Source organism: Luedemannella flava (assembly GCF_039528515.1).
Lineage (GTDB): Bacteria > Actinomycetota > Actinomycetes > Mycobacteriales > Micromonosporaceae > Luedemannella > Luedemannella flava.
On sequence record NZ_BAAALT010000200.1, the window covers coordinates 1 to 8,029 of the forward strand.

Sequence of the window (8,029 nt, forward strand, 5' to 3'; positions counted from 1 at the left end):
GCCGATCAGCGGCCGCGAGCCGAGGGCGCCCGACCCGGTGTTGTCGCCCAGGCCGGCGCGGCCATAGCCGCCCGGCCCGCCGTGGTCGCCACGCGGGTCGCGCCCGTAACCGCCCGGGTCGCGCCCGTAACCGCCCGGGTCGCGGCCGTACCCGCTGGGCTCGCGGCCGTGGGCGCCCGGCTCAGCGCGCGGACCTTGGCCGTAAGCAGGCGAGTCTGGCCGCGTGGCCTGACCGTAGGTGGCTGAGTCGGGCCGTGCCGCCTGACCGTAGGTGCCCGAATCGGGTCGCGGGGCCTGGCCGTAGGCGGGCGGGTCGATCCTTGCCGCCTGGCCATAAGGGGGCGAGTCGGGTCGCGGGGCCTGGCCGTAGGCGGGCGGCTCGGGCCGTGCTGGCTGGCCGTAGGGGGTGGCGCTGCCGCGGGCGGGGCGGGCGGTGTCCGGCGGGCCGTAGCTCTGGCGCGGGGCCTGACCGCCCTGCTCGCCGTACGGCGGTCGGGGGTCGTGGCCGTAGGCCGGCTGGGTCGGGACGCCGCCGGGCAGGTCGCGGCTGTAGGTGGCGCCGCCGCGGGTGGTCCGGGGGTCGAACGCGTTGAACGTGTCCGTCGCGTGGTGCTGACCCTGGGCCTGGACGGGGTGCGGGTTCGGGCCACCGTACGCGGGCGGTTGGGTCGGGCCGGGAGCCGGCGGCTGCCCGTAGACGGGATGGGGGACCTCCGCACGACCCTGCGCCGTCGCGTCCTCGCCGGCAGGGCCGGTGCGCGGGTGCGGCACGGGCGGCCAGTTGCCGGGGGCGGGCGGGTACGAGGGGTCGTTGTCGGGTGACAAGGGGCATCCTCGGGGGGTGATCGGGGTGCCGTGGCGTGGCCCACAGGGCGCCGGTGGTGGGCCGGCGGATGACAACTGTAGCGGGTTAAACCGGACATCGGTCAACAGCAGTGAGCATGATCCTAAAGGCCCGCCGCGGACGGGGCGTGCTCACGTGGAGGAGTATTACAGGAGCTTGCCCATGCTGCGAGACGCTGTAACACTGGAGCGGTGACCGCCGGCACCGACGCCCAGGCGTACTTCGACGAGCTGATAGCGACTGACCAGCGGGTCGAGCCGCGCGACTGGATGCCGGACGCCTACCGGGCGACCTTGATCCGACAGATCGCCCAGCACGCCCATTCCGAGATCATCGGCATGCAGCCGGAGGCCAACTGGCTGACCCGGGCGCCGAGCCTCGCCCGCAAGGCGATCCTCCTGGCCAAGGTGCAGGACGAGGCCGGCCACGGCCTCTATCTCTACGCCGCCGCCGAGACCCTCGGCGTGACCCGCGACGAGCTGGTCGACGCCCTGCTCCAGCAGCGGCACAAGTACTCGAGCATCTTCAACTACCCCACCCTGAGCTGGGCGGACGTCGGGACGATCGGCTGGCTCGTGGACGGGGCGGCGATCGTCAACCAGGTGCCGCTGACCCGCTGCTCCTACGGGCCCTACGCCCGGGCCATGATCCGCATCTGCAAGGAGGAGTCGTTCCACCAGCGCCAGGGCTACGACGTCCTCTACACGCTGTCCCACGGCACCGACGCGCAGCAAAAGATGGCGCAGGAGTCCGTCGACCGCTGGTGGTACCCGTCGCTGGCGATGTTCGGCCCGCCCGACAAGGACTCCACCCACTCGGAGCGCTCCATGGCGTGGGGCATCAAGCGGCACAGCAACGACGACCTGCGCCAGCGCTTCGTCGACCTGTGCGTCCCGCAGGCCGAGGTGCTCGGCGTGACGTTGCCCGACCCGGACCTGCGCTGGAACGCCGAGCGCGGCCACTACGACTTCACCCCGCCCGACTTCGCCGAGCTGATGGCCGTCGTCGCGGGCAACGGCCCCGCCAACCGGGACCGCATGCGTCACCGCCGCCGCGCCCACGACCAACACCAGTGGGTACGCGACGCGGCCGCCGCCTACGCGGAGAAGAACCCATGAGCGAGCGACGCGGGCGAATCATCAGTGCCGGTATGACCCATGCCGACGCCTCGCGGAGCGAGGTGGCGGCATGAGCCTGTACGAGGTGTTCCTGAGGCCCCGGAGAGGGCTGTCCCACACCCACGTCGGCAGCGTGCACGCCGACGACGCGACGACCGCGCTGCGGTACGCGCGGGACCTCTACACCCGGCGCGAGGAGGGCGTCTCGATCTGGGTCGTGCCGGCGGGCGCGCTCACCGCGTCCAGCCCCGACGAGCGCGACGCGTTCTTCGACCCGGCCGCCGACAAGATCTACCGGTACCCGACGTTCTACGACGTGCCCGAGGGGGCGCCGGGCATATGAGCATGCTCGCTATCGCCGACGACGCGCTCATCGCCGCGCAGCGGCTGCTCGCCTGGGTGAGCCGCGCGCCCTCGATGGAGGAGGACGTCGCGCTCGCCAACATCGCGCTCGACCAGCTCGGCGTGGCCCGGGCGCTGCTGTCCGCGATCGGGGACGAGGACGCCCTCGCGTTCGGCCGCGAGGCGCACGAGTTCCGCAACTGCCTGCTCGTCGAGCTGCCCGACGACCCGGGCGGCGGCGTGTGGGGCGACTTCGGCGTACTCACGGTGAAACTGCTTTTTCTGTCGGCGTACCAGAAGCTGTTGTATGACCGGCTCGCGGACGGTGAGCCCGGAGTGCTCAAGGACGTGGCGGGGAAGGCCCGCAAGGAGTCGGCCTACCACCTCGACCACGCGACGCGGTGGACGCTGCGGCTGGGCGACGGGACGGCGGAGTCGCACGCGCGCGCGCAGGACGCCGTGGACGCGCTGTGGCCCTATACGCACGAGTTCGACCGGCGCGCCGACTGGCTGGCGGTCGTGGAGCCGGTGCTGGCCAAGGCGACGCTGACGCGCCCGGCCGACGGGTGGGCGCCGACCGGCGGGCGCGAGGGGCGGCACACGGAGCACCTGTCCTACCTGCTGGCCGAGATGCAGTCGACGCACCGCGCGCACCCGGGGGCGACGTGGTGACCACGCTCGACGCGGTGCGGTCGGCCGTCGCGGCGGTCGTGGACCCCGAGCTGCCCACGCTGACGATCGACGACCTGGGCATCCTGCGCTCCGTGGAGATCGTCGACGGGGCGGTCGAGGTGACCATCACCCCGACGTACCTGGCGTGCCCGGCGCTCGCGACCATCACCGACGACATCCGGGCGGCGCTGTCCGCGCTTGGCCACCCCGATGCCCGGGTACGCACAAGACTGTCCCCGCCGTGGACCACCGCCTGGATCACGGACGCCGGCCGCGCCAAACTGACGGCCGCCGGCGTGGCGCCGCCGAGGTCCTTGCCGATCCTGGGGGCTTCAACGGCCTACCGGACGGGTTTGCCCCCGAGATCTCATGACGATCCGGTCGCGTGTCCGCTGTGCGGGTCCACGCGGACCACGGAGTTGTCGCCGTTCGGCGCCACCGCGTGTCAGGCGTTGTGGCGGTGTGAGGAGTGCCGGGAGCCGTTCACGCATGTCAAGCCGCACTGAGCCGCTGCGCGGGACCTTCTACGCGCTGTCCGTCGACGCGGTCACCCGGCTTACCGACGACGCCGTGGCCGTCACGCTGCGCGTGCCCGAGGCGCTGCGGGGGTTCTACGCGTTCGAGGCCGGGCAGCACGTGACCGTGCGCGCCCGGGTCGGCGGGCGCGAGGAGCGCCGGTCGTACTCGCTGTGCTCGACCCCCGTCGAGCTGGTCGACGGGACGCTGCGGATCGGCGTGAAGCTGCTGCCCGACGGGCTGGTGAGCGGGCACATCGCGGCCCTGCGGCCCGGCGACGAGCTGGAGCTCTCGGCGCCCGCCGGGCACTTCACCTCGCCGTTCGCGCCGGACCGGGCGCGGCACTACGGCGCGTTCGCGGCCGGGTCCGGGATCACGCCCGTGCTGTCCCTGGTCGCGACCGCGCTGCGCGTCGAGCCGGCCAGCCGGGTCACGGTCGTGTTCGGCAACCGGGCCGCCGCGAGCGTCATGTTCGCCGACGAGCTCGCCGATCTGAAGGACCGCTGGCCGGCCCGGCTGAGCCTGGTGCACGTGCTGTCGCGCGAGCGCGGCGCCGGCGACCTGTTCAACGGCCGGCTGGATGCCGACCGGATCCGCGCCCTGCTCGACGCCGTGCCGTTAGGGCTGTCCACCGTGGACGAGTGGTTCCTCTGCGGGCCGTACGGGATGGTGCTCGACGCCCGCGGCGTGCTCGCCGAGCGCGGCGTCCCGGCGGACGCCGTGCGCACCGAGCTGTTCCACGTCGACGAGGTGCCCGCACCGGTGGTCGCGCCGGTCGCCGAGGGGGTGGAGCTGACGTTCGTGCTCGACGGTCGGGAGTCGACGGTCGCGATGCGGGCCGGCGAGCGCGTCCTGGACGCGGCCCTGCGGGTGCGCGGCGAACTGCCGTACTCCTGCAGGGGTGGGGTGTGTGCCACGTGCCGGGCGCGCGTCACGGACGGCGAGGTGGTCATGGCCCGCGACTACGCCCTGCGCCCCGACGAGGTGACCGCCGGCTACGTCCTCACCTGCCAGGCGACGCCGCTCACAGGTCACCTGACCGTCGACTACGACGCCTGAGTGTTAACAGAAAAGGCATAGACGTCGATATTTGCGGCTGTCTACCATGGGCCCCTCCGGCTCGGCAGGCCGGATCTGATCAGGACGAACCGACTGGCGAGACCTAATCACGGGGGGATTCATGCCGCTGATGCCGCATGCCCACAGTCATGTCCCACGACCCATGTCCGCACGGCGCGCGTTGGCGGCGATGACCGCCGTCGCGGTCGCCGCGGTGCTCGCGCCCGCGCCCGCCGCCGCGGCCCCGAAGGCCGACGACACGCGCGAGAGCGTCTTCGTCGACCAGGGCGCCCGGCCCGCGTTGGCGGGCGGCACCCGCACCACCGATGGCAAGCCCGGCGAGAAGCCGAGGAACGTGCCCAAGCGGCCAGCCGAGGAACGGGCCGTCAAGCCCGCCGAGGTCGACCGGCTCGCCAAGACCGCCGCGCGGGCCAACGACCAGCTCACCTACCGCGACTCGGCCACCCTCGACGCCCCCGCGTCGGAGCCGACGGTGTCGCTCCTGTCCGAGGTGCCCGACGCCCCGAACGAGAACGAGCTCGACGAGTGCATCAACGCCCCGGGCGCGAAGACGCAGTTCGGCCGGGTGCACAACCGGTTCCTCTACTGCCGCGAGGACACCGCCGCGTTCGACTTCTGGGAGATCGACACCAAGGGCGTGCCGATCGAGCTGGAGGGCACGAACACCTTCACCTACACGCTGATCGCGTACGGCAGCAACAAGAGCCGCACGATCCGGGTGTTCCTCAAGGTCCAGGAGGACTCCGTCGAGTACGACGAGTGGGACATCATCGACCGGTTCACCGTCGCGCCCGACCTGGAGGGCACGATCATCCTCGACTGCGCCGACGTGACCGACCTCAACTGTGTCGCCACCAACTCGGGGATCACCCACACCTTCGCCGACTGGGACGACGGTTCCGACTGGCTCAGCTGGGACATCACGTCCCGCGAGGAGGGCGCGGCCGACGTCGCCGACAAGATCCTGCGGCACCAGTGGCGCATCCGGTGGGAGGCCGAGCCGACGGACGACTTCCCGCTGGCATTCCCCGGGCACAGCGTGTCGCGCACGATCCGGTGCGACTCCGCCACCTACTACCGGGGCGACCCGAAGGCCTGCGTCTTCTACGACGTCATCCCGCACCTGACGTACTCCACCGCCGACCCCGCCGTGAAGGGCGTCGCCGAGCACATCCGCGACGCGCAGAACAACCCCAACGGCACCGACCCCCGCGTGTCGCCCCCTCGGGACAAACGCATCCCCGGCAAGTTCCTCGACGACGCGAGCGCGCCGGCGCTGCACCGCATCGCCAACAGCGACCCGCAGTACAACGAGAACCGCGACCACAAGGACGGCGCCTGTTACGGCCGCGGCCCGGTCCGCGACCAGTACGCGGGTCTCGGTCTGTGGCCGGACAACACGCCGACGACCGGCAACGACTGCGACGAGTACCCGTTCCGGTCCACCCGCGAGGGCGCGGCGAGCCGGGCCCGGCTCGGTGAGGCCGGCTGGGACTTCTCCGTGCGGGCGGTGGACTCCAAGCAGAACCAGCTCGCCGGCTCGCGCCTGAACAAGTACTACCGCTCCGACCGGATCCTCTACAACACCGACGACTTCTACGTGAACATCATCGACGGCGGCGGACCCTTCCCGGAGATTCCGGGCGGGTCGATCGTGGACGCCGGCCCGGACGTGACCGGCACCGAAGGGTCGCTGATCTATCTCGCCGGGACGTCCCCCGAGCCCGACGACGCCACGGTGCGCTGGACGATCGATCCGCTGTCCGGCGTGGACGCGGGGACCACGTGCACGTTCCTGGACGAGACGAGCCCGACCACGTACGTCTCCTGCACCGACGACGGGACCTTCACGGCGACGCTGACGCTCGACAACGAGGTCGAGGCGCCGCTGAGCGACAGCGCCATCGTCACGGTGGAGAACGCGCCACCGCACCTCACCCTGCGCGCGCCGCAGCCGTGGCAGCTGTTCCGGGTGAACACGCCCGTCACGCTGGACGCGCCGTTCACCGACGCGAGCAGCAACGACACCCACTCCTGCCGGGTGGTGTGGGACGACGGGTCGGCGGAGAACTACGGCGCGACCAGCAGCACCTGCGACCGGTCGCACACGTTCACCCGCGCCGGCATGTTCACCATCGACGTGAGCGTCACCGACGACGACGGCGGCAGCGACAGCCGGTCGGTCATGGTGGTCGTGTACGACCCGCGCGCCGGGTTCACCAACGCCGACGGCTCCGAGTCGGCGCCGGCCGGCTCGCTGCGGTCCGCCCCGGGCGCGTCCGGGGAGGGCTGGTTCCACCTGACGGCCCGGTACTACCCGCAGAGCGACACCGTGCCGACCGGCGCGGCCCGGACCTGGCTCACGGGGACGGACTTCCGGTTCGACTCGACCGCGCTGGAGTGGCTGGTCGTCACCCCGGACGGGAAGACGGCCGCCAAGGGCACCGGCAGCGTGGGCGGTGTGTCGATGTACGGGTTCGTGTTCTACGGGTACGACGGCTGTGACAACGGGCAGACCGTCAACTGCCGGCCCGGGCCCGACCGGTTCCGCATGGTCGTCTGGGACCGGAGCACCGGGACGTACCCGACGGACTTCCCGCTGTTCGACACCCGCCAGGGGACGAACTACGACATCGATGTGGCCGACCCACGGACGCTGCTGTCCGGGCGGGTCACCATCGACCGTTAGGTGAGCGCGGCGGCCGGGCGACGCCCGGCCGCCGCCGACCGTTCCGGATAGGTTGGGACCATGGCCACAGCCAGGCTCGCCGTCGACCTCACGGTCGCGGTCGACCACGGCCAGTTCTACGCGTACGACCCGGCGGTGTTCGACGCGCCGGACGCCGCCGGGCACTACGAGGCGGCGGTCGCCGACGCGATCGGGTCCCGGCGGTTCGTCGGCACGTCCGGCGGGCTGCTCGCCGTCATCACACCGGGTCAGTGGGGCGACGACACCCCCGTCCACGTGGCGGTGCGCGACGCGCCGGCCGACCCCGGTGACGTGGCCGACCACGTGGTCGACCTGGACCTCGACGTGCCCACGGGCGTGCTGGCCTTCGAGAGCACCGGCGGGCCGGCCGGCGACGTGACCGGGATCCCGCCCGGCCGCTACCGCGTCCGCGTGGCCGGCCGCGGCTTCACCGCGGTGGGCGGGATCGCGGCCGGCGGCGGCGACGCGTACCGGCTGACCCTGTGGCCGCGTGACGTCGACACGCCGCCCGTCGTCCGTCGGGCGTGGCCCGGCTGGGCGGACCACCGATGACGGGGAAGGCCAGGCTGGCGATCGGGGCCCTGCTCGCGGCCGCTACGGCCGCGTGCGGGTCGCACCCCGGCCCGCCCGGCGCCTCGTGCGGGCAGGACGCCCGCGCCGACCCCGACTACTGCCGGCGGTTTCTCGCGGACGCCGCCAGCCGCGCCCCGGTCGACGACGACCGCCGAGCCGCCGTGGCCGCCGTGG

7 protein-coding genes and 2 pseudogenes are annotated in these 8,029 nt (G+C 72.6%); 8 read left to right on the forward strand and 1 reads right to left on the reverse strand.

Annotation, left to right across the window (positions count from 1 at the left end):
• Window positions 1-825, reverse strand: a pseudogene (locus ABD211_RS25635) (hypothetical protein); the annotation flags it as partial.
• A 174-nt stretch (window positions 826-999) separates the two neighbouring features.
• Between ABD211_RS25635 and paaA the strand changes: the two are divergent.
• The 8 genes and pseudogenes from paaA to ABD211_RS25675 form a co-directional block, all read left to right on the forward strand.
• Window positions 1,000-1,962, forward strand: a pseudogene (gene paaA, locus ABD211_RS25640) (1,2-phenylacetyl-CoA epoxidase subunit PaaA); the annotation flags it as partial.
• Window positions 1,963-2,032: 70 nt separating this feature from the next.
• Window positions 2,033-2,305: a 1,2-phenylacetyl-CoA epoxidase subunit PaaB gene (paaB, locus tag ABD211_RS25645; protein WP_344137085.1), complete on the forward strand. Its 273-nt coding sequence runs from the start codon at window positions 2,033-2,035 to the stop codon at window positions 2,303-2,305.
• Window positions 2,302-2,976 (forward strand): 1,2-phenylacetyl-CoA epoxidase subunit PaaC, encoded by a 675-nt coding sequence (paaC, locus tag ABD211_RS25650; RefSeq protein WP_344137088.1) that lies wholly within the window; start codon window positions 2,302-2,304, stop codon window positions 2,974-2,976. Before paaB ends, paaC begins: the two co-directional genes overlap by 4 nt.
• Complete coding sequence (paaD, locus tag ABD211_RS25655; protein ID WP_344137091.1) at window positions 2,973-3,482, forward strand: 1,2-phenylacetyl-CoA epoxidase subunit PaaD; 510 nt, start codon at window positions 2,973-2,975, stop codon at window positions 3,480-3,482. Before paaC ends, paaD begins: the two co-directional genes overlap by 4 nt.
• Complete coding sequence (locus ABD211_RS25660) at window positions 3,466-4,551, forward strand: 2Fe-2S iron-sulfur cluster-binding protein (protein ID WP_344137094.1); 1,086 nt, start codon at window positions 3,466-3,468, stop codon at window positions 4,549-4,551. The genes paaD and ABD211_RS25660 overlap by 17 nt, the downstream gene beginning before the upstream one ends.
• Window positions 4,552-4,714: 163 nt before the next feature.
• Window positions 4,715-7,261, forward strand: coding sequence for a PKD domain-containing protein (locus tag ABD211_RS25665; RefSeq protein WP_344137097.1), 2,547 nt, complete (start codon window positions 4,715-4,717; stop codon window positions 7,259-7,261).
• Window positions 7,262-7,321: 60 nt separating this feature from the next.
• A complete protein-coding gene (locus tag ABD211_RS25670) occupies window positions 7,322-7,834 on the forward strand; it encodes a hypothetical protein (RefSeq protein ID WP_344137100.1) in 513 nt (170 codons plus the stop codon).
• A partial coding sequence (locus ABD211_RS25675; RefSeq protein WP_344137103.1) for a hypothetical protein occupies window positions 7,831-8,029 on the forward strand: 199 nt, incomplete at its 3' end. The genes ABD211_RS25670 and ABD211_RS25675, both read left to right, overlap by 4 nt.